General features: G+C 41.1%; 20 protein-coding genes and 1 tRNA gene. 2 read left to right on the top strand and 19 right to left on the bottom strand.

Features of this window, described 5'->3' with window-relative positions; translation table 11 throughout:
- Positions 1-32: 32 nt before the first annotated feature.
- A complete protein-coding gene (locus MJO53_RS08535) occupies positions 33-734 on the top strand; it encodes a hypothetical protein (protein ID WP_252078778.1) in 702 nt (233 codons plus the stop codon).
- 1 nt (position 735) lies between these two features.
- Here the strand turns inward: MJO53_RS08535 and MJO53_RS08530 are convergent, their stop codons facing one another.
- Both MJO53_RS08530 and MJO53_RS08525 read right to left on the bottom strand, forming a co-directional pair.
- Complete coding sequence (locus MJO53_RS08530; protein ID WP_252078777.1) at positions 736-1,239, bottom strand: nuclear transport factor 2 family protein; 504 nt, start codon at positions 1,237-1,239, stop codon at positions 736-738.
- Positions 1,229-1,726, bottom strand: a complete 498-nt coding sequence (locus MJO53_RS08525) for a hypothetical protein (RefSeq protein ID WP_252078776.1) — start codon at positions 1,724-1,726, stop codon at positions 1,229-1,231. Before MJO53_RS08525 ends, MJO53_RS08530 begins: the two co-directional genes overlap by 11 nt.
- Positions 1,727-1,790: 64 nt before the next feature.
- On the opposite strand from MJO53_RS08525, the gene MJO53_RS08520 reads away from it, so the two are divergent.
- Entirely contained in the window at positions 1,791-2,741 is a 951-nt protein-coding gene (locus MJO53_RS08520; protein ID WP_224835735.1) for an NAD-dependent epimerase/dehydratase family protein, read from the top strand.
- On the opposite strand, the gene MJO53_RS08515 is transcribed toward MJO53_RS08520, so the two are convergent.
- The 17 genes from MJO53_RS08515 to cydB all read right to left on the bottom strand — a co-directional run bounded on the left by MJO53_RS08515 (position 2,738) and on the right by cydB (position 19,961).
- Complete coding sequence (locus MJO53_RS08515; RefSeq protein ID WP_252078775.1) at positions 2,738-3,061, bottom strand: hypothetical protein; 324 nt, start codon at positions 3,059-3,061, stop codon at positions 2,738-2,740. The two genes, MJO53_RS08520 and MJO53_RS08515, sit on opposite strands and share 4 nt — an antisense overlap.
- Before the next feature lie 173 nt (positions 3,062-3,234).
- Positions 3,235-3,891: a response regulator gene (locus tag MJO53_RS08510; protein ID WP_252078774.1), complete on the bottom strand. Its 657-nt coding sequence runs from the start codon at positions 3,889-3,891 to the stop codon at positions 3,235-3,237.
- A gap of 24 nt (positions 3,892-3,915) precedes the next feature.
- Positions 3,916-5,817: a tetratricopeptide repeat-containing sensor histidine kinase gene (locus MJO53_RS08505; RefSeq protein ID WP_252078773.1), complete on the bottom strand. Its 1,902-nt coding sequence runs from the start codon at positions 5,815-5,817 to the stop codon at positions 3,916-3,918.
- 150 nt (positions 5,818-5,967) lie between these two features.
- The gene (locus tag MJO53_RS08500; RefSeq protein WP_252078772.1) at positions 5,968-6,978 is read right to left on the bottom strand and encodes a hypothetical protein; all 1,011 of its coding nucleotides are present in this window, start codon (positions 6,976-6,978) and stop codon (positions 5,968-5,970) included.
- 211 nt (positions 6,979-7,189) lie between these two features.
- Positions 7,190-8,581: a serine hydrolase domain-containing protein gene (locus tag MJO53_RS08495; RefSeq protein WP_252078771.1), complete on the bottom strand. Its 1,392-nt coding sequence runs from the start codon at positions 8,579-8,581 to the stop codon at positions 7,190-7,192.
- A gap of 524 nt (positions 8,582-9,105) precedes the next feature.
- Positions 9,106-9,177 (bottom strand) — tRNA-Arg (locus MJO53_RS08490).
- Between the two features lie 99 nt (positions 9,178-9,276).
- Positions 9,277-9,681, bottom strand: a complete 405-nt coding sequence (locus tag MJO53_RS08485; protein WP_224835741.1) for a response regulator — start codon at positions 9,679-9,681, stop codon at positions 9,277-9,279.
- 104 nt (positions 9,682-9,785) lie between these two features.
- A complete protein-coding gene (locus tag MJO53_RS08480; protein WP_252078770.1) occupies positions 9,786-10,199 on the bottom strand; it encodes a DUF6691 family protein in 414 nt (137 codons plus the stop codon).
- On the bottom strand, positions 10,196-10,753 hold the full coding sequence (locus MJO53_RS08475; protein ID WP_252078769.1) for a YeeE/YedE family protein: 558 nt from the start codon (positions 10,751-10,753) through the stop codon (positions 10,196-10,198). Before MJO53_RS08475 ends, MJO53_RS08480 begins: the two co-directional genes overlap by 4 nt.
- Positions 10,754-10,812: 59 nt before the next feature.
- Entirely contained in the window at positions 10,813-11,016 is a 204-nt protein-coding gene (locus tag MJO53_RS08470) for a YgaP family membrane protein (RefSeq protein WP_252078768.1), read from the bottom strand.
- 10 nt (positions 11,017-11,026) lie between these two features.
- On the bottom strand, positions 11,027-11,332 hold the full coding sequence (locus MJO53_RS08465) for a hypothetical protein (RefSeq protein ID WP_224835745.1): 306 nt from the start codon (positions 11,330-11,332) through the stop codon (positions 11,027-11,029).
- Between the two features lie 102 nt (positions 11,333-11,434).
- Positions 11,435-14,629, bottom strand: coding sequence for an efflux RND transporter permease subunit (locus MJO53_RS08460; protein ID WP_252078767.1), 3,195 nt, complete (start codon positions 14,627-14,629; stop codon positions 11,435-11,437).
- A gap of 16 nt (positions 14,630-14,645) precedes the next feature.
- On the bottom strand, positions 14,646-15,737 hold the full coding sequence (locus MJO53_RS08455) for an efflux RND transporter periplasmic adaptor subunit (RefSeq protein ID WP_252078766.1): 1,092 nt from the start codon (positions 15,735-15,737) through the stop codon (positions 14,646-14,648).
- Positions 15,738-15,744: 7 nt separating this feature from the next.
- Complete coding sequence (locus MJO53_RS08450; protein ID WP_252078765.1) at positions 15,745-17,049, bottom strand: TolC family protein; 1,305 nt, start codon at positions 17,047-17,049, stop codon at positions 15,745-15,747.
- Positions 17,050-17,203: 154 nt separating this feature from the next.
- Entirely contained in the window at positions 17,204-17,338 is a 135-nt protein-coding gene (locus tag MJO53_RS16950; protein WP_262902823.1) for a hypothetical protein, read from the bottom strand.
- Positions 17,339-17,345: 7 nt separating this feature from the next.
- Positions 17,346-18,803, bottom strand: coding sequence for an NAD(P)/FAD-dependent oxidoreductase (locus MJO53_RS08445; protein WP_252078764.1), 1,458 nt, complete (start codon positions 18,801-18,803; stop codon positions 17,346-17,348).
- Positions 18,804-18,923: 120 nt separating this feature from the next.
- Positions 18,924-19,961, bottom strand: a complete 1,038-nt coding sequence (cydB, locus tag MJO53_RS08440) for a cytochrome d ubiquinol oxidase subunit II (protein ID WP_224835750.1) — start codon at positions 19,959-19,961, stop codon at positions 18,924-18,926.

Genomic DNA, 19,961 nt, shown 5'->3' with positions numbered 1-19,961 from the left:
TTGTTAGATTTGGCGCACTAAACTGAAGATCAATGAAAAAGACTATACTCGTATTGCTCCTTTTAACGGGCATTAGCGGTATTTCGCAAACCGGCAACGAACTTTTAAAACATTATGAAGCGTATTACAAAGAAATGCGTTTGCAGGGAGATGTAAACGGTGTTATTGGAGCGTTGACCCATTTGAACGTTTTGGCGCCATCAAAAGAAAGAAAGGATACCTTGGCCTTTGTTTATATGAACAACGGACAACACATGCAGGCCCTAAACACCATAGGTGTGGATAAAGATGCCACCGATTCCGATCTTGCCGTACAGATCAAAGCATTTTCGTTAAAGGCGCTTAACCAGCCCAAAAGGGCATTGGAACACTTTGAGGAGCTTTTCTCGAGAAATCCATCTCCTTACCTGGCCTACGAAATGGCCGACCTTAAGATACAGACCGGTGAAACCAGCGATGCAAGAGTGAACATTGAGTACGGTATTGCCAATGCCACCGACGAAATGAAGTATGCTTTTTACGAACGTCAGCAGCCCTACGAGGTTCCTTTAAAAGCTGCATTTTATCATTTAAAAGGATTGGCAGATTTCAATCTGGACAAAGAAAATATTGATGCTGCCATAGTTTCTATAGATGAAGCCCTAAAGATTGCACCGAACTTTAACTTGGCGAGTTTGAGCAAACAGGCATTGGAAGCCAGAAAAAAAGAAGCAGCCCAGAGCGACGGGAACTAATCTATTGTCTGTTCTTTTTTAGCTCCTCTAAGATTGCATTGTCTTTTTCTTCTTTGATTTGGACAAGTTCATCCACATATTCGTTGGGAACGGCAATTGAAAGTACATAATGGGCAATTTTCCATTGCCCATTTTCTTTTTTGAGCACACCCGAACCTCTACATATTTTCATTTGGGTATCCAAAAGTTCATCGAACCAGGCCAAATTCCCAGAATCATCGAGATACACATTCCGCTGGACGGTGGTAAAGTTCCATGCCTTTCCTTTATCAAAATATGGTTTGGAAAACTCCCTAAACTCTGTATTTTGCCAGTTTTCCATGGCATCCGTGCCCAAAAACACCCCTTCTTTGGTCATATTGCCAAAATAAGCCTCAAAATCTGCATTGGCCGCTGCCATGTGCCAGTTATCCAACACCTTATTTATTTTTTGCTCATCACTGGTCTGGGCCAAAACGGTATTTACCATTAACAGTACAGCGATAATTATAATTTTATGTTTCATCCAAGATCAGTTTTTTATCCAATTGGCTATTTACTATTATATTTAGTTGTTTTCGCATGTTGTTATATGCTTCCAGGGCTTCCACAATCGGACCAGTTGTTGGTTGGTTCTCTAGGATGCTTGCTTTTGCCTTGTACAGAAAAGTCCGCATCACACTTTGCCTACTCTTTACCTGAAAGGTATCGAAAAGTTCGGGATACTTACCGTTGGCCATTTTTTTCTCTTTCTCGATAAGATCGTCTATGGCCAGGGCCAAATCTTCGTTGTTGGTTGCCCTGTACAGTACGTCCACACTGGAATTCAAATCCTTGAACTCTGGCCACTCCTCAACTATGGCGGTTGCTTCCGGGTTGAACTCAATTTTATCCGGCATTTTTTGATAATCGAACTCCAACTCGGGAGATTCGACCTCGGCCGTGGCCTTCTCAACCTTCTTACATCCTCCCAGTATGGAGAACAGCAGTAAAATACCTAACAATTTTCGCATAAGCGAATGTACAAATTTTAAGAAAGGGTATCTTTGGCAACAAACTAAATTAACTTCGATTTACATGCACAAACCCATTTTAATTATTGGCGCTTGCGGTCAGATAGGAACCGAACTAACCTTTGAGCTACGCAACAAATATGGTGCGGACAATGTTATTGCAAGCGATATTAGAGAAGGAGGAGATGCCCTAATGCAGTCGGGGCCCTTTGAATTGCTGGATGCCACCGACTATGCTGCTGTCGAAGATGTGGTTATGCATTACGAAATTGAAGAAGTGTATTTAATGGCCGCCATGCTCAGTGCAACTGCGGAAAAATTCCCGATGAGAGCATGGAACCTAAACATGAACTCTTTGTTCCATGTTCTTAACCTTGCTAAGGAAAAGAAGATCTCCAAGATCTTTTGGCCTTCCAGTATCGCCGTTTTCGGCCCAAATACCCCCAAAGAGGACACCCCACAGAACACCATTATGGAGCCCAGCACGGTTTATGGCATAAGTAAGCAATCTGGGGAACGTTGGTGCGAGTATTATCACAAAAAATATGGGGTAGACGTTAGAAGTGTTAGGTATCCTGGCCTAATAAGTTGGAAAACCATGCCAGGTGGCGGCACTACTGACTATGCTGTAGAAATCTACCACGAAGCCCTAAAACAAGGTAAATATGAGTGTTTTTTGAGCAGTGAGACCCAATTGCCCATGATGTACATGGATGATGCAATAAGGGCGACCATTAGCTTAATGGAAAGTCCGGCTGAAAAAATAAAAGTACGATCGTCCTACAATCTGGCCGGAATGACCTTTACCCCCAAAGAAATTTCTAAGAGCATTGAAAAGCATATACCTGGGTTCACCATTAGTTATGCTCCCGATTTTAGACAGGAAATTGCTGATTCTTGGCCAAGTAGTATAGATGATACCAAAGCTCGCCAACAGTGGGGATGGACACCTAGGTTCGACCTGGACCAAACGACCAAGGAAATGTTGGATAATCTAAAGGCTACGACAAATTAGTCCTCTACCTCGTCGTTATCATCGGAATCGGAGAACTCATCGCTGTCACCGGGAATTTTTTCATAATCCTCAGAGTCAAAATCATCGTCTTCATCTTCATCGAAGTCCGCCATGGTACGCTCTAATTTTGAGCTGATCTTCACCAAATATTTGGTATCCTCCGTGGACACCTCAACGGCTTCAATAGTTTCGCCTTTCAGGTTTTTAAAGTTGATCACATCATCGTCCCCGTAACCATCGGGATATTTATCCACCAAAAGCTTGAGCACTTCGGAGGTCAATTTTTTATAATCAACTATTACACGTTTGAGGTTATTCATCGTTTTGGGATTGATTTTTTGTTCGATATAGATCGAACCATTGTGATTGTATGGAAAAATTATAAAAAAAAACTTGGGTAGTCAAAAATGGGAAGATAAAATCGACCAAAAATGACCTTAACTTGAAGATGGTATTATTAAAATGTTGGGAAAGATGTGACAACTTCTTGATATTACAGCAAGTTTTGTCTTCGTGCCTTTTGAACAGCTTCCAACTTGTTGTGGACCTGAAGCTTCTTGTAAATATTCTCGATATGCTTTCTTACCGTACTTGGGGAGAGAAAGAGATTTTTGGCAATCACGGTATAGCTTAACCCTTCGGCCAGTTGTTCCAATACCTCCTTTTCGCGGGAACTTAGTAAAATATCCTCTTCCTGTGTGGATAGGGCTTTTTGTTTCTCTGGATACCGTAACAATTTAAGTGTCTTTACGGCGATTGAAGGGCTCATTGCCGCGCCTCCCCCAACGGTCTCCACAATGGCATTGTGCAGTTTTTGTCCTTCTATTTCCTTGAGCAAATATCCATCGGCGCCTGCTTGTATTGCGTTGAAAATATTCTCATCATTATCAAAAACCGTTAGCATAAGAACTTTAATGTGCGGGTATTTCCGTTTTACGATATGCACAGTTTCTATGCCGTCCAATATAGGCATTTCAATATCCAAGAGCACCAAATCCAGATTATGGTTTTTTTCTAGTGCGGCCAACAGTTCACTACCATTAAATGCCATGTACTTGATATCCAAATTTTCAAAATGGACCAATTTTTCGCGGACGGCCCTCGCCAAAAATGTATTGTCGTCCACTATGGCCAGTTTAATCTTGCTCATGGTCGTCTTTTTTCTACTATACTATTATACCCTAACCCTCAATGTTACCTTGGTGCCTTTACCCAGTTTACTTTCCTGTTCAAAATCAACACCTGCTTTTTCGGCCCTGTTTCGCATAATATGAAGTCCGTTCCCTGTTGACTCTTTTGACGTGTCGAACCCTCTTCCAAAGTCTAGGACCACAATTTGTACTGCACCATCAATTTCATTAATTATTACTTCTATTAGTTCGCTTCCCGAATGCTTCACGGCATTGTTGACCGATTCTTGAATAATTCTGAAAAGGTTCATTCCTACAAAAGCGTTGAGCACACTATTGGCAGGGGTTCCTTTAACTTTAACTCGCGTTTTATCATCTGTTGCTTCATGCACGGTCGCAGCCAATTGTTGGGTACGCTCCTTAATATCCTCCAAGCTGATCTCGTCTTTGTTCATGGCCCAAATGGTATCCCGAAGCTCGGAGATAGTAACCAACGAAAACTGTTTCATTTGGGTGAGTTTTTCCATTAAAAACACTTCTCCTTTGTCTATTCCTCGTTTTGCGGAATCGGTTAGGGAAGTAAGGTATGTAAGCTGAGAACCAATATTATCGTGTAGATCCCGAGCAATCCGTAAACGTTGCTCTTTAAGGTTTTCTTGTGCTCGGGCCTCGGCCATTGCTTTCTCCAGAACGGTCTCCCTTTCAAAGTTCTTCGCCTTTATTTTCTGTTCCCTGAACAGTACAAATCCAACAATCAACAGTATTGCCACCAAACCGCCGCTACCCATCAGCATATTATTGCGTTTTTTTATGGACAGTTCGCTTTCTACCAGCTGGTTTTGTTGGCGCAAGATTTCATTCTCCTTTTGTTCGGACTCGTATTTTTCTTTTAGGTTAAGTACTTCTTTGGCCCTTTCATCACTTTTTAAGCTATCGTTTATTTTTACGGACTGTTGTAGAAAGGTATAGGCTTCACCATAATTTCCAAGGTTATTGTTAATTTCGGACAGTGTATTGCACAATTCCAATTGTGCCAAAACTATACCTTTTTGTAGTGCCTCGTCATACGCTTGATCCGCTATTGCCTTGGCTTTATTAAGTTTACCTTGTAAAATATAGGTTTTTGCAATATCATTCTTAAGATGAATGGCAACGTACCAATCTTCTTTTTCCTGCTGAATTTTTAAGGCCTTCTCAAAATAGTCCAAGGCTAAATCAAATTCTTTCGACCCTTGATGGGCATATCCCAAATTGTAAAGTGATGTGACCGTTTCAAAATAGGCTCCCGAAGACACAAAGCCTTCAAGGGATTTATCTGCATATACCATTGCTTTAACGTAATCCTTGCGCAATAGGTAGATACTGGCCAAGTTATTGTTTATCAAGGCCACATAGTATTCGTAGCCCAATTGACCATACAAATCCCGAGCCTTTTTAAAATAGTTTTCGGAAGTATCATATTCCTCTATAGCTTGATACCTACTACCTAAATTATTATAACTACCGGCAATCCATATGGAATCTTTTGAAATTTCGAATTCTTGCAATGCTTTTAGTTGATACGAAACGGAATGGTCCACTTCTCCTATTTTCTCATAGGCGTTGGACATATTTGTATAAAGGGCGCCTTTAGCAAAATGATCATCCGAATTTATAATTGTGGGCAAGGCCCTTTTGTAATATTTTAGGGCTTCCAAAGAATTACCGTTTCCGTTTTCCAATATCCCAAAAGATATGGTCAACCTTGCAGCCAAGTATTCATTTTGTTGTTCAATGGCTTCCGAGTAACCTATTTTTGTGTAATACCATGCACTATCATAATTTATAGATCTAAACTTCATCCCGATATCCTTCAGGACCAGAATCCTGTCCTCTCCCTTTTTCAACTTTAAGCTATCCTTTAGTGCGCTGATCTGTTGTTGAATATCTTGTGCAAAAAAAGGCATACTAAACATTAATGCGCAAAAGAAGAAAATGGGAGAAAGGATTTTTTTTGGACAGGTCATGGTAAAAGAAAATGGTTGGTGTTTAAAGCTAAACCAAAAGTGAATATAAATTTTCTTTTTTTAGAAAAATGTGGGTAATCCCAACTAGCGTTAGTTTGATTTATTTGCCAATTTTTCGATAGTTGCACCCAAAAAGGCGGTTATTGCCATTTCGGCCCCTTTATTATATTTTTCCGGGTCGCATTTTACCACTGAAACATTGATGTCTTCTTTATCTTCCACTCGCCATATACGGAAAACCCCGGCATCGGTTCCTCTCTTGTCCACATCTGCTCCCTGTGAGGCATCAAACTTTTGCTTTTCCAAAATACCTGCTACTTCCACACCACCTTTAACGATCATTTGTCCAATATTGAACTTATTAAAACTGGAGGCACCAATCTTAAAATCGGTCTCGGCCTTTACCTGTGCGTATCCGGCATGCCTGTTCAATGCTCTTGTGGTCTCGCTCAAGGCATTATCAAAAGCCATTACATTAAGGACCACTTTATTAAAAATGAATTCCTTTTTTTGGTTGGAAACTTTCAGTTCTACTTGTTCTTCGTAATTGGCCAGTTTTAGGGGGCCTGTTTTTTTATTGTCCATATTCTTTTTGGCCACGATAAATTTCTGACCGGTTGGGCGCATTACAATGGTTCCGAACTCATCTCCTTTTTCCCCTCCTTGTCCAGACCGTAAGTCCCATCTTTTCTCACGATTTTTTTGGTATGCGTTATGGTTCCATAATTCTTCGATGGATGCTATTTCAAACCCTTTGGCGACAAGTTCGGCTTTGTATTGTTCAAAGAGTTTATCGGTGAGTTGCTGAAGTTCTTCTATATTGAGCCCGTCCAAGACCAACGTCAAAGATGCCTTTGCATCTCCTTTTAAACCCCCTCTCCACATTTTTCCGCCTTTCTTTTTATCTTCCAGTTGCAGAGCGGTTTGAAAGTTGACCTGAAAATCGGAGATTACCACTCTTTTTGGAACTTTCCTAAAGTTAAGATTGGCCGGCCCCAACATTTTTACCTTAAAGTCTTTTACATTTTGTGCAATCAAAACTGGAGATGCACATAATAGAATCAATAGAAAAGATAACATAGATAGATTAATACGTCTCATATACTGGTTTTATGGTTTATCGCAAACTTAAGTGCCAGTATCTGTCGACTCAATAGGGCAATTGACGTATTTAGGAAAGAAAAGCTAGCCCAAAAAGAATTGAACTTGTCTCCTAGACCTCTTTATTATTGGGACTTTAGCTTTTTAATTTCAAAATATCGACGATATGTGAACCCTTGATTAAAGTAGTTCTTTTTAAGTGCTGCCTTTATTATAGAGCTCTCAATATGTAATTCGGTATCATTTCATTTGGCGGCGTACTTTTACCATAAAGTTCGTATGAGTTGTAATTACCCCCTGTAAATACAGTAATCATATCAAGTTCTGGCCAAATATTAATTTTTTGCCCGCCATTTCCCGAAGCTAGATAAGAATTATATCTTTTACCGTCTATCACGAAATATTTATGTTCCCATAGGTAACCATAGTCTCCTTCCTCCATATCGAATGTTTTAATTATCCAATCTTTAGATATGACTTGTTTTCCATTCCATATGCCCCCGTCTTTAAACATTTTTGCTAAACGAACTAAATCTCTTGGTGTAATATACATTTGACTGAAAGTATTTTTACTAGAAGGATTTGGTTCAAAGTCCCATTTATAATTAGTAATTTCCATTGGTTGATAGAAATATTTTTTAGCAAAGTCTTCTATTTTTTCATTTGTTGCAATTTCTACCAAATTGCCCAGTGTAAGCGCACAGCCCGTACAATAGGATGAATATTGTCCTGGAATTGCTACCATGGGCAAATCAAGGGTGTATTTTACCCAATCTTCACTTTGCATCATTAGCATTTCATTTCCCTTGCTATCCGCGTTGTTATTTTCACAGTCCAGTCCATGGCGATAGGTTAAAAAATTCTCAATAGTGATTTCTTTTTTTCTGTCATCCAAATTGTCAATATTTGGATATTTTGCAGCAAAAAAAGGTAAGAGCTTCTCTTTCTCGCTACTTATAAATCCTTTGTCAATTGCAATACCCAGTATTCCTCCAATTAAAGGTTTGTTTGCTGATCTTAATTGATGTGGTGTATTGGCATCATACCCATAAAAATATTCTTCCAGTACCAATTTGTCATTTTTAAAAATAAGTATACCGTGTACTTCGGGGAAATTTCCTTTGATTGTTTCCTTGACCATATTTATTATTGTTTCAGGGTTAGAAAATTCTTTAAACAAATCACCCGAAACGAGACCATCATTTTTATTTTCAGGTATTCCATAAGAATAATTATCAGCGTTACCGAATAATTCTCTACGTGGAAACATTTCCATTTTTTCGAACTCCTTGTTTAAAAGTTTGAAATCTTGACCTCCTGATCTATAACTAAATATTTTACCGCTCTCATCCCTTTTAAAAACAACTGGGTTATTTCTAATATTGACGAAACTATCTTTTTCAATATAGGTCAAAGGATATTTTGAATTGTCCAATACAGCATAGAGGACTGTATCAAATTCTGATGCTACAAGATCTATTGTAGTTTTTCCCAAATACTCATAATGCCCTTCATATTCAACTAATGTTTGATATTCATTTTTCTCTTTTCGTGGCGAACATCCTATTGCTACCAGTGTTATAACAAAAAATACTTTTCTCATATAGTAAGTTTTGTTTAAAGACGATATTTAGATTTAATTGTGACATTTTCTTGTTTAGGACTCTATGACATATAATCTTTCATAAAACCGGACATATTTTAATATCATATAACTATTAAATCAATTGTTTATCAAGATATAAGGCTTATCGATGTTGCTTGAGCAAATGAACTTTTGACACTTTACTTTTTTGAATCCTGTTCATTGATCGGAATCCTTCGCTTTAAACTGATGTTGAGCTTTTACCGTTCACAGAAATCCTGGCATGAATGGGAGCTTTGCCATTTTTAGGCCTACTGGAATAAAGCCAAAGCATGACGGAAAAATGTGGAGTTTGGCCTCTTAATTGTCTTCTTTTAGTTGTTGACGAAGACGAAAGTCAAATCAAACGCATCAACTAAATCACTGATTTTCAATATATTACTTTAAAACAGCAATCTAAAAAATGTTGACGATTTGTGAACTCTAAAAGCCAAAATCAAAGGAATTCAATTAAAATCAAAAAATATGAAGAAGTCAAAAAGTAGCCCCGGCAAGAATCGAACTTGCATCTAAAGTTTAGGAAACTTCTATTCTATCCATTGAACTACGGGGCCATCCTTGAAAAGGGATAGCAAAAATATGCTTTTTCAGAAAAACTTTGTACTAGTTGAGAGTCAATTTTAAGATGTTCGGTGTTCGCCCGTTTTTTTGAATCAACTTCTCCTTTTCTCCTCTTCTTTCAAAATTTTCTCCAGATAAGATCGTGATAAGGGTTTGTCCACATAGCCCGCAATCAACCCATGGTCTTTGGCTATGGTTCGGTCTTTGGCATTTGTAAAGGCAGATAACACATAAACACTGGGCAGTTTGTGTTCTTTGAACAAATTTTTCAGGTTTTCCAGAAAATCCCATCCACTCATCCCGTCCATAACAAGGTCCAAAAAAATAATATCGGGCAACCTATTGCTTTTTTCCACAAAGTTAAAACAGGCTTGAACACCTTCTTCTCCACTGGAACAGGTTACGATATCAAACTCTCTTTGAGATTGTTGTATACAGTACCTTGTCGCAAATTGCGACACCAGATCATCATCAATGATAAATGTGGTCAGCTTCATTAATCGGGACTATTAAGTAGGTTTGCATCGAACAAAGCTATAGGCCAGCCCTCAAGCTGCCATTCATATTCGTTAATCGACCCAAATATCCCGTTAAGGCAACACTAATGTGGTAATTTCCTTCTTAAAACCCCATATACAAAGGCACCCAGCAATGCACCAAACAAAACAATGACCATGGGCCAATATCCTGCTCCGACCAAAATATAAATTGGTCCCGGGCACGAACCTGCCAGGGCCCATCCCAATCCAAAAAGCGTACCTCCCCATATATATCTTGCAAAGGATTTTTCCTTATCCGGTATTTGGATGATCTCTCCTGAAAATGATTTGACCTTGGATTTTTTGATCAAAAAGACCAAAACAACACCAATGGTCAAAGCTGATCCGATGATACCGTACATGTGGAATGCATCGAACTGAAACATTTCATAGATCCTAAACCATGATGCTGCTTCGGATTTATACAAGACCACTCCTAAAAACGAGCCTAAAAGGATATACACTAAACGCTTCATACCGCAAAAATTAAAGGGAACAGTAAATGAACCATGATCAATCCCCCTACAAAAAATCCGATTACGGCAATCAGGGATGGTCGTTGTAAATTACTCAGACCAGAAATGGCATGCCCAGAGGTACAGCCGCCAGCGTAGCGAGTTCCAAAGCCTACCAAAAAGCCCGCCACCAAAAGTATCGCCCAAACTTTAGGATCGGACAAGGATTCTAGTGCAAACAGTTCTGTAGGCAAATAGGCTTTACCTGCGCTTTCAAAACCCAGTTCGTTGAGCTTGGCTACCGTATCGTCCGAAATATCCACGGCAGGATTCGGTGAAAGTACGTTTGCACCAACAAATCCGCCAATTACAGACCCCAGAACCACCAAGAGGTTCCATCGTTTTGATTTTATGTCAACTTTGAAATAATCCGAGTATTTCCCCGCTCCTCCGATAGAACATAGGGTTTCGAGGTTGGAGGACATTCCAAAACGTTTGCCCATTAATATGAGCAGTGCCATGATAATGGCAATAAGTGGGCCGGCCACATACCATGGCCAAGGTTGATACAGCATTTTCGCGAGGTTTTTAAACAAAGATCACGAAAATGCTTTAGATATCAAATATAGATGGACTAGCAACAATCCTTATCGGAATCGGGGACCCCGAACTTCTTCAGGATATCTTCCAGTAAACACCATTTGGTCAACGATGACTGTAACAGGTTGGCCCCTACAAAAGCCGTAAACCACAGCCAATTTTGACTTACATAAATGGCCAAAAGCAAACTGATCAATATAAAGCTTCCTGCTACTCCTCTTACAATTCTATTTTTCATGTTCGATGTTTTAAACGGTTCTTTCAATTGGGACTTCTACAGCCCTGATCGGGTTCGTTGTTTCACTTTCGGTATTGAATTGCTCGATCATTTTGAACAATTCGGTTACTTTTTCCTCTTCGGTAAAAGAAAAATACATGTTCGATGCTGCACCTCCTCTTTCGCTAGGAAACCAACTACTGGTGTACATTAAGGGCGCCGCTTTTTTAAAACCATCGATATCCGATCCACTAAAGCTTTCCACTCCGGCCTTTTTAAATAATTTGAATACTTCGTTCTTATATTCTTCGACCGTGGTAACAATGATCATTTTCATGTGCTTATTTTATAGTTTTTTCAATGGTCACATGGAACCTTTGACGACTAAAATAATCTTTGCAGTGTGTCTAAAGATTATTTTAGTCATGTCGGTTTCATCTTAGTTGTAATTTTTACGTTCAATCATATAATACACCAATGGCACCACCAAGAGCGTCAGTACGGTAGACACTATGGTTCCTCCCATAAGTGATATGGCCAATCCCTGAAAAATAGGGTCGAACAAAATCACAAAAGCTCCAATGACCACGGTTCCTGCGGTCAATAAAATAGGAGTTGTACGTACGGCTCCTGCTTCTATAACAGCCTGCTTTAATGGAACATCTTCTTTGAGCCTTAAGTTGACAAAGTCAATAAGCAATACCGAGTTCCGTACCATAATACCAGCCAAGGCAATCATCCCGATGAAGGAGGTTGCCGTAAAAAAGGCGCCCAACATCCAATGTCCGAGCACAATCCCGATCAAGGAAAGCGGAATGGCCACCATCATCACCATGGGTGCTTTAAAATTTTGGAACCATCCCACGATCAACATGTAAATGATCACAATTACACCGAGGAAAGCAATTCCCAAATCCCGGAATACCTCCAAGGTAATCTGCCATTCCCCATCCCATTTAACAGTATAATCATCCTCAAATTGCGGTTGTTCCATGTACAGTTCGTTGATGGAATATCCTTTGGGCAACTCCAATTGATTCAATTTGTCCGTCATGCCTAAAATGGCATAGACCGGGCTTTCCAATTCCCCCGCCATATCCGACATAACATATACTACTCGCTTTTGGTTCTTCCGGTAGATGCTCTTGGCCTTTGTTCCCTCTTTAATGGAAACCAAATCACCCACGGACACCATGTTGCCCTGTTGGGATTTTATTTTCAATTGTTTGATTTTATCCAAACTGGATTTATCCTTTTCACTTACGGACAAAACAATTCCGATTTGATCAAAGGAATCTTCACGATACATATGGGATACCGGCTGCTCACGGAAAGCCATGGCCATCACCTGAACAATTTGTTGAGGGGTAACCCCGTACAACATGGCTTTTTCCTTATCAATCACAAAATCATACTCCACTTGGTCATCCTCTACCATCCAATCCACATCAACAACGTCAGTAGTATTGTTCAAAATGCCCTTTACCTTATCGGCCAAAGCAATCTGTTTGTCATAATCGGGACCATACACCTCAGCCACAATGGTGGAAAGTACAGGAGGTCCCGGCGGCACCTCAACTATTTTGATATTGGCATGGTATTTTTTGCCCAACTCTTGGATTTTTGGGCGCAACAATTTGGCAATATCATGGCTTTGTTCGCTCCTGTCGTGCTTATCCACCAGATTTACTTGAATATCGGCCATATTACTACCACCGCGTAAATCATAGTGCCGTACCAAACCATTAAAGGTTATCGGTGCCGATGTGCCCACATAGGTTTGATAATTCACCACTTCGGGTCGGGTAGATAAGTAAGCTCCGATTTCCTTAGTTACGGCAGCCGTTCTTTCCAACGTGGTTCCTTCGGGAAGATCTATCACCACCTGGAACTCGTTCTTGTTATCAAAAGGCAACATTTTTACCGCTACCGATTTGGTAAAGAACATGGCCACAGAGGCGATCAACAAGAGAAAGGTAATGCCCAAGAATAGCCACCTTTTTTTACCACTCTCGATCAAGGGCCTTTCAAATCGAGCATACGCCTTATAGATGAAGGTATCTTGAATTTCTACAGGCTCTTTTTCCTTTTTCTTCTTTTTATCTTTTTCCTTTAGGAAGATGTATCCCAAATACGGGGTTATGGTCAACGCCACAAACAATGATAGCAACATTGCAATCGAGGCTCCTATGGGCATGGGTGACATGTACGGGCCCATCAAACCAGAAACAAATGCCATTGGCAATACAGATGCAATAACCGTAAAGGTGGCCAAGATGGTGGGGTTACCTACCTCGTTGATGGCATACAGAGCGGCATCCTTGAACGGCAAGCGTTTCATTTTAAAGTGACGGTGCATGTTCTCCGCGATAATAATGGAGTCGTCCACCACGATACCGGTTACGAACACCAAGGCAAACAAAGTAATTCGGTTCAACGTATAATCGAGCATGTAATAGCTCAACAAAGTCAAAGCGAAGGTAATGGGCACGGAAAGGAACACGACCAATCCACCTCGCCAACCCATGGCCAACATCACCACAAAGGTCACGGCGATAATCGCACCGATCAAGTGCATCAACAATTCGGATACCTTTTGCGAAGCGGTTTGACCGTAATTACGGGTTACCTCAACATGTACATCATCAGGAATCAGGGTTGTTTTTAGGTGCTCCACTTTCTCCAACACCACGTCGGCAATCTTCATGGCATCCGCACCTTTTCTTTTGGCAATCGAAATGGTTACCGCTGGGTATTCCGATTTAAATTCTTCTGACTTTTCACTAGCGGCCCCAAATCCAAGGGAAACATAGTTTTTGGGCAGCTCGGGACCATCCAAAACGCTGGCTACCTGCTTTAAATATATGGGCTGACCTTGTTTTGTGCCTACAATCAGGTTTTTGAGATCTTCTTTTGTTTCCAAAAAATTTCCCGTGCTAATGTGGAACTCGGTATCGTTGGAAAGGAAATTCCCAGCATCCATTTGCTGGTTATTGGCTTTAATCATTTGGGCCACGGCCAACATATCGATGCCCGATTCGGCCATTTTATCCTTATCCACCACCACACGAAGTTGGGGACTACGTCCGCCTATCTTCTTGGTGATGGAAACCCCGTTAACTTTTTCAACCTCATTGACCAATTCCCCAGAAATCTCTCGTAACTGAAAATCATCATATTCATCGCTCCACAGAGTAAGTGCGAGCATGGGTACATCATCGATCGCACGGGTTTTTACCAATGGCATGGTTACTCCGGCGGGCATTTGGTCCATGTGCTTGTTGATCTCGTCGTACAAACGCACCAATGACCTCTCGATATCCTCACCAACATAGAACTGTACAATGGCCATCCCCTGCTCTTGCATGGATGTTGTGTACACGTACTCTACACCTTTAATGTTGGATATAATTTTCTCCAGGGGTTTGGTAATCCTAGATTCCACTTCTGTAGGGCTAGCCCCGGGATATCCCACAAATATGTCCGCCATGGGCACGTCTATCTGTGGCTCTTCTTCCCTTGGGATAAGGAAGGAACTGTACACCCCAATGACCATGAACACGATCATTAGGAGCACCGTTAGTTTGGAGCTGATAAACCCTTTGGCTATTTTTCCTGCAAGTCCGTCTTTCATTGTTAGCTTTTTTGGGTTACTGAATACTTACTTTAGCTCCGTTGTACAACTTTCCTTCGGCCGACACGATATACTGATCTCCTTGGGACAAACCAGATAATACTTCCACCTCATCTCCATAACTCTCGCCCAAACGCAACCAACGCAAAAGCGCTACATTGTCCTGCCCTAGCGTATAAACACCTGTTAGTTGGCCTTTGTGCACCAAGGCTTCGGACGGAACGGTAACAACTGTTTTACCATCGCTCTCCATTTCCGCCTCGAGCCTAACGGTTGCATACATACCTGACAAAATCTTGGCATCCGTATCGTCCAAGCTTACTTTCATTACATATTGCCCGCCTGTATTTTGTGCCGAGGCACTCAACTCGGACACTTTTCCAGCAATTGTGGTATTCAATGCTTTAACCAAAATGTGGGCTTTGGTTCCAACTTCGATCGCTGAAATGCTGTTCTCCGCCACTTTGGCCTCTACTTCAAACCCTGTTGCTGGGGATTCCACAGAAACCAACGGCACCCCTGGGTTGGCCATATCGCCTTCGTCAATATAGGTGTTGGTGACCACGCCATTGAATGGGGCCCTGATGTTGGTATAAGCAAACTGGGAGTTTACCTCGTTCTTCATTTGGTTTGCGGCCTCCAATCTGGCTTTTGCCATTTCGTAGCGCGCAGTCACATCATCCAACTCCTTTTGTGAAGCACTGCTTTCGTTAAAAAGGTTCTGGAACCTTTCATAATCTTTCTTGGCATTGTTAAATGCCACCTGAGCTTCGGTAATGGATGCCTCCACTTGTGCTTTTTTGGCGCGTAGGTCCACGTTGTTGATAGAGATCAGCAAATCTCCTTTATTTACCTTCTGACCTATTTTCACAGGGATGGATTCCACATGGCCCATCATTCGGGTGCTCAAATTGGCACTATTCACGGCTTTAATCTGACCACTTCCTGCCAATATGGTAGAGCTATCGCCTATGGTTACTTCGCCGATGGTTACCGGTACTGCTTCCGTGTTGTCAGCCGGCTGTTTTTCATCACTTCCACAACCTATAAGCAAAAAGCCCAAGGAGACGGTCAGCATAAAACTTTTATATATCGTAGTGTTTTTCATCTTGCAATTATTCTTTGGTTAAAAATGTTAATAAGGATTGTGCTTGATTGTATTCAAATATGGTTTGATAATAAGCCAGTTGCTTTTCCGCTAAAGTGGCTTCGGCCATCAGTAGGTCGGTAGTTTTTTCCAGACCCTCCTTGAATCTATTGGTACGTATCCTTAACGATTCTTCAGATTGCTCCATAGCCAATTTTGAGGTCTGAAGCCTGCTCTCGGCATTTTCGACCATCCGCTTGGTGCGTTGAAGCTCCATAGAACTTTTGGCGACGTACTGCTCGTATTCTTGTTTTGCTTTTTCATAATTGGTTTTGCTCTTTCCTGCTTTGGAAAAGCGTTGAGACCCTTTAAACACATCCCAACTTAAACTTGCCCCTATAATATATCCGTTCGCATCGGCCCGGAATATTTCGTCATCGTACATTTCATAACTGGCGAAAGCATTCAATCTTGGTAAAAAGGTCATTTTATCGGCTTTCATATTGGCTTTGTAAGCTTCGGACACTAGGTCCATTGCCTTAACATCGGCCCTATTTTCCAGTGAGCCTTCTAAAGGTCCTCCTGGTCTGACTGGCACCAATTCTTCTGATGGTTCATAAATAACACCCCCATGTTCGTTCATTAGAAATGCCAAGTAATCCGAAGCATTTTGCACGTTGCTCTTGGCTGTTTTCAATTGGTCCGATACTTCCGTTACCCTCACTTTCACCTCCAACAAATCGGCTTTTTGAAGCAGCCCTTGGTCATAACTGTTCTGTGCCGTGTTCAAATTGGCATTTGCAGCTTCAAAAGCTTTTTGCAACACGGCTACGGCTTGGTGAGCCAGTTGTAATTGACCATAGGCCTTTTGGGCTTCAAAATTGAGATAGTCCCTGGTCCGCATGGCTTGAAGCTCCTTGGCCTCCATGGTGGTCTTGGCCGCTTTACGCTGATAGAAACCATCCAGGTTGATCAAGGGTTGTTCCACTGAAATTTTTGTGGCATAGTTCTCAATTTGATCGGGGTCGTTCAACAAATCAGGGTTAAAATCGGCCTGGGTCAAAATCTCTTGATTGAGTTTGGAGCCAAACGCCATTAAAGGATTTGTGGTCGCCAATCCAGTATGTGAAACCGATATCTGCGGCAAAAAAATGGAATTGGAAAACCGATAATCATATTTGGCCATCTTGGCCTCATATTCGGATACCTTGATACTGGCATTGGACTCCTGTACCTTGATCAGGACGTCTTCCAAGGAGATTCCGACATGCTCTTGGGCAAAAAATTGACCCTGAGCAAAAAAGAATATCATTAATACTAATAATCGCTTCATATACCTAATTGATTTGAAGCAAAATTAGATTTGCTGTCAGACTTACACAGTAACATGAGTTACCGAGAATATCGCATAAAAAACCTCAATACTGGGTCCGTTAAGAGGTGTACTCCTGTATTGAGGCAATTTTAGTTCTGAGACCTATTTATTATTATGCGTCTCGGGTTCCACCGTGACCTCCTGCCACTACGACCAATACTTTGATGCTCAAATAAATGAACTTGAAGAATTGGATTATAGGGTTCATCATTGTAAATCGTTTGTATTTGGATATTCTGCGTGTCATAACTAATCTATTCAGGAATTAACCACCAAAAAGGTTTCATTTTTGCTTTATAAATAAAGGCATAGTGCAATGCCAGTTTCAACCAGTGGCCTGCCAAACCAATGGTACCAAAAGTCTTGCCCAATTTTCTGCCCTGTGTATCGGGATATTTGTTATAATCGGGAACAATCGGAAAGGTAGTAATGCTCACACCGCTACCCTTGGTCATTCCAAAACCTGCGGATGCAATACAAGCGGCACCCATATTGCCCATAGATCCTTTGTGATGCATTTTATTGCTCGAGTGTTTGATCATATCTATAATGTTATCGGCCACCAACTTTGCGGTTATCCCCGAAGGCATACCTGTTCTGGGAGGCGCCGGTGTAATATCCGTACCGTTCTTGCTCTTTCTTGGTTTGGATATACTGTGTGGCGGGGCAAAGGCAATTCCCGGCGCAAAAATATTGGGGTAAGACGGATTTTGATAGGTTTCGGGCCAGTCCTGAACACTCCATTCCTCGTACGGTTTTGGTGTGTAATCGGCATCAACGATCATAAATCCCCTAAAAAGTTTATCCGTAATATCCGCCCCTTCTTTATTGTAGGCTTTAAATCCATGACCGGAAAAAGCAGGTATGAGCATGGCGAAATCGTAGGTTTTTTGTTTGTGATCACCGTCCAAGTTCTCGTAATGGACCAATCCGTCCTCTACCTTGTTTACGGCTGCTCCCAAAATCCAATTGATACCACGATCCTCAAAGATCATTTCCACCATTTCATTCGACTTCATAATGTTGCTTCCATAGCTCATAAGCATGCCGTCCATTCCAAAGTCTCCAAGATGGTATTCGTTGGAAATCCAAGTAATTTCGGCCATATCCCTGACCTTATGTCTTCTGAGTTCTTGTTCTACATTTAAAATGTACTCAAAAGCAGCTCCTTGACAGGTTGATTTGGCATGGCCCGTTCCAATCAATATTTTAATCTTTTTACCTTCCTTCATTTGTTTAATTAGGCCTTCCAAGGCAATCCAAGCTTCTTGTGCATGGGTGTAGGTACAAACGGAATGTGCTTTGTTCTTACCCGGTGAGAGTCCTTCGGTTCCTTCAAAGTTGAGTTTTGGTCCTGTGGCATTGATCAAGTAATCGTAGGTAACCTTTTCAGTCGTTCCTTTTTCATCACCATCGACATATTCCGCCAAAACATAGGGTCTTGGTTCGTTATTATCACCTTCTGGATGAAAACTTATCGCTTTGGCCTGTTTATAATCAATTTGCTTTTTTTTGTAAAGAGGTGCTAATGGGAACAGAATATCCTTTGGTTTCATTCTCCCTATCCCTACCCAAATATTGGATGGGATCCATTGATAATTACTGTTTGGTGAAACTACCACAACCTCATGCTCCTTGGAGAGCTTTCTTCTAAGATGGGAGGCAGCAACATGGCCTGCAATACCAGCTCCCAAAACAACTATTTTGGACATTTTTTCTATGATTTACCCAAATGTAATGGTACCCAAGGAGATATAAAGTGACTTAAGTCACACACAAAAAAGAGCACTGTGCTTGATGCTTTTTTTTTAATTGGAACAAAAAATCCAAAATCAATAACTGGTCTCGTCCAATTTTACTTTTCCCCAAAAGGTCTTGTACACAAAAATGGTATAGAACAGCACCAATGGAGTTCCAATGGCCACTATTACCATCATAATCTGTAAGGATTTTGTTGAAGATGCTGCATTGTAGATGTCAATATTATATTGTGGGTCTATCGAAGAACGCAACAGTACCGGATATAGTTCCACTGCTACCAAAACCAATAAAAAGGCAATGGTCAACGAGGAAAACAAAAACGCAGATTTATACCTGCGCTTTTCGGCCAACCTGGGTACGTTGGCAATACTGAGAAAGGTAAGCAGGGGTATAACAAAAAGTGCCGGATTACTTTTAAAATCGTCCGACAAATGGGGAATATAGATCAAGGTATAAAGGGTGGTCACCGCAAAACTAACCATAAAAAATATCATTCCTCTTTTTAAAAGGCGTGTTAACTTGGCGAACAACCTGCCCTCGGTCTTTAAGAGCAAAAAAATGGCGCCGTGTGCCATAAAAAGTGACAACGTGGTAAATCCCGTCATTAGAGCATATGGGTTTAAAAACTCGAACAGCACACCCCCTTGGTATTGGTAATTCTCCCCTATTGCAATTCCTTGTAGCACATTGCCCAGTACAACCCCCAACAAAAAAGCCAGCATAATACTGGACACACTGTAGCTAACATCCCATAGATTTCGCCACCACAACATCGGCTCTTTGCCCCTAAACTCTATGGATATGGCCCGGAATATAATAAATACCAAAAACAGCATAAAAGGAACGTAAAGGGACGAAAACATGGTGGCATACATAACAGGGAACCCAGCAAAAAGAGCTCCACCACCAATCACCAGCCAAACTTCGTTACCATCCCACACCGGTCCAACGGCATTTAAAGCGATCCTGCGACTGTTCTCTTTCTTTAAAAAGAGATGCCATGCCCCGGCACCAAAATCAAAGCCGTCCAGTATGGCATAGCCGGAAAAAAGACCTCCTACAACCAAAAACCACCATGTGGGATAATCCAATCCTAAAAAAGTTTCCAT

The organism is Flagellimonas marinaquae, assembly GCF_023716465.1.
Lineage (GTDB): Bacteria > Bacteroidota > Bacteroidia > Flavobacteriales > Flavobacteriaceae > Flagellimonas > Flagellimonas alginolytica.
Note: the sequence above shows the minus strand (reverse complement) of the source record. Positions and strands in the feature narration are given on the sequence as shown.